At 61.1% G+C, this 2,443-nt stretch carries 1 protein-coding gene; it reads left to right on the forward strand.

The features are described from left to right. Positions 1–558 precede the first annotated feature (558 nt). Positions 559–2,343 carry a reverse transcriptase/maturase family protein gene (locus tag ABEA24_RS53265; protein ID WP_345444736.1) on the forward strand — a complete coding sequence of 595 codons (1,785 nt, stop codon included), beginning with the start codon at positions 559–561 and terminating at the stop codon, positions 2,341–2,343. Positions 2,344–2,443 lie beyond the last annotated feature (100 nt).

Below are 2,443 nucleotides of genomic sequence, written 5' to 3' on the forward strand. Positions count from 1 at the left end.
TGGGTGCTCGGCGGGTGCTCGTAGTGCGCCACGAGGCGCCTTGTTGTATCCCCGGTACAACCGGGAGGAACTTGGAGGGAGGTTTCTGGGCCCGATGGCTTACCTGGATCCGAAAGGTGAAGGGAACAACAGCATGCCAGGAAAGCAGCGGTCGTGTTCAGGCGTATGAAACGAGGCGCTGCGGGGCCCGCGTGATATGGCGAATAGCTGGATTGCCTGATAGCCGAATCTCCAGAAGATGAAAAACCCGCATCCGCCGGAAAGACGCATGAAACCGGTGCCACGTCCTGTGTCGACTTCATGCGAGGGTCGACGCAACCTCCGGGACGTGGAGCGATGCCCAGTGAGGGCATTTAAGGAGATGAGTCGGCCGCCTAAGTCACGCTCGATACGTACAACGAGGACGAACGTGGGATCGCCTAAGGGGCGCGAGTCCTATGGCGACGGAGGCTTCATAGTAGTCGTGGGAGTCACGCCCCACCAAGGAGGGCGGGAAAGCCGCCTGCAGGGCAAAGGAAGCCAGATGATCGGACATTTGGAGACCAGGAGGTACGCGTGATGCGGAACGCCGAATCGGTCTTGGGTGTCCTGCGTGACCGCGGGAGGCGTGGCCTGCCGTTGGAGCGACTGTATCGACAACTGTTCAATCCGCACTTGTATCTGCTGGCCTACGGGCGTCTGTACTCCAACCATGGGGCGACGACACCCGGAGCGACAGGAGAAACCGTTGACGGTATGTCGCTGGGTAAGATCGGGCGCATCATTGATGCACTGCGCCACGAACGCTACCGATTCCAGCCGGCAAAACGGGTCTACATACCGAAAAAGACCGGAAAACTAAGGCCGCTCGGCCTGCCGTCCTGGTCGGACAAACTCGTCGGTGAAGTGATCCGCTTGCTTCTTGAGGCGTATTACGAACCACAGTTCTCCGGCCGCTCACACGGTTTCCGTCCCCGCCGGGGCTGCCACACCGCACTCACCGAGGTAGCCCACAACTGGACAGGGACGACCTGGTTCATCGAAGGAGACATCTCCGACTGCTTCGGATCGCTCGATCATGAAATCCTGCTGTCCGTACTGGCGGAGAAAATCCACGACAACCGGTTCCTGCGGCTGCTGCGTAACATGCTGCAAGCCGGATACCTGGAGGATTGGGAATGGAACGCCACGCTCTCCGGAGCCCCCCAAGGCGGAACCACATCCCCGATCCTGTCCAATATCTACCTGGACCGGCTGGACAAATACGTCGAGAACGTCCTCATCCCCGAATACACCCGAGGCGGACGAAGGACCCCAAACCCCTCCTTCCGAAAGGTGCAATACGCGATCACTCGTGCTCGCAACCGCGCTGATCACCACGCGGTGCGGCAGCTGCGCCAGCAGTTGCGTCAGCTCCCCAGCAAGGATCCCCAAGATCCAGGCTTCCGGCGGCTGAAGTACGTGCGGTACGCCGACGACACCCTCCTCGGGTTCATCGGGCCCAAGGCCGAAGCCGAGCAGATCAAAACCCGCCTCGCGATGTTCCTGCATGATGATCTCAAGCTGGAACTCTCGCAGCAGAAAACACTGATCACCCACGCCCGTACAGGCGCGGCCCGCTTCCTCGGTTATGAGATCACCGTCCAGCACAGCGACCACAAGATCACCAGTGGTCAGCGCCGGGTCAACGGCACAATCGGCCTGCGCGTGCCCACGACGGTGATCAAGGCCAAATGCGTCCCCTACCTCAAACGCGGCAAACCCGCACACCAGCCCCAGTTGCGCAATCTCGATGACCACCTCATCATCAGCACCTACGGGGCTCAATACCGGGGATTCATCCAGTACTACCTGCTCGCCGGCGACGTCTGGAAACTGAACCGGCTGCATTGGGCCATGGAAACCTCCATGCTCAAGACCCTGGCAGCGAAGCATCGCTCGTCGGTGACGAAAATGGCCCGCAAGTACAAAGCCACGATCGACACACCGCACGGGCCACGTATCTGCTTCCAAGCCAGCGTCGAACGCGACGGCAGGAAAACACTGGCACGGTTCGGCGGGATACCACTGAAACGGCAGAAAAAGGCGGTCCTCAACGACCGCCAACCAGCCCCGGGACCGCCCCGCAGCAAAGGCGACGAGCTGATCCGTCGCCTCCGCGCGGGTCAGTGCGAGCTATGCGAACAACGGACCGACACCCAAGTGCACCACGTCCGGAAACTCGCCGACCTCGCCATCCCAGGGCGACCACAGCCGGAATGGGTGAAACTCATGGCAAGAATGCGACGCAAAACCCTCGTGGTCTGCCCGCCCTGCCACGACACCATCCACTCCCGGCAACCAACCGCGATACTCACGCAGTAGTCATCGGAGAGCCGGATGATCGGAAACGATCACGTCCGGTTCGGGCCGGAGGCCGTTGGAAAAGGACCCACAGGCACCTCGCCAACGGCCTACCGGAACC

Source organism: Actinoallomurus vinaceus (assembly GCF_039542055.1).
Taxonomy (GTDB): Bacteria; Actinomycetota; Actinomycetes; order Streptosporangiales; family Streptosporangiaceae; genus Actinoallomurus; species Actinoallomurus vinaceus.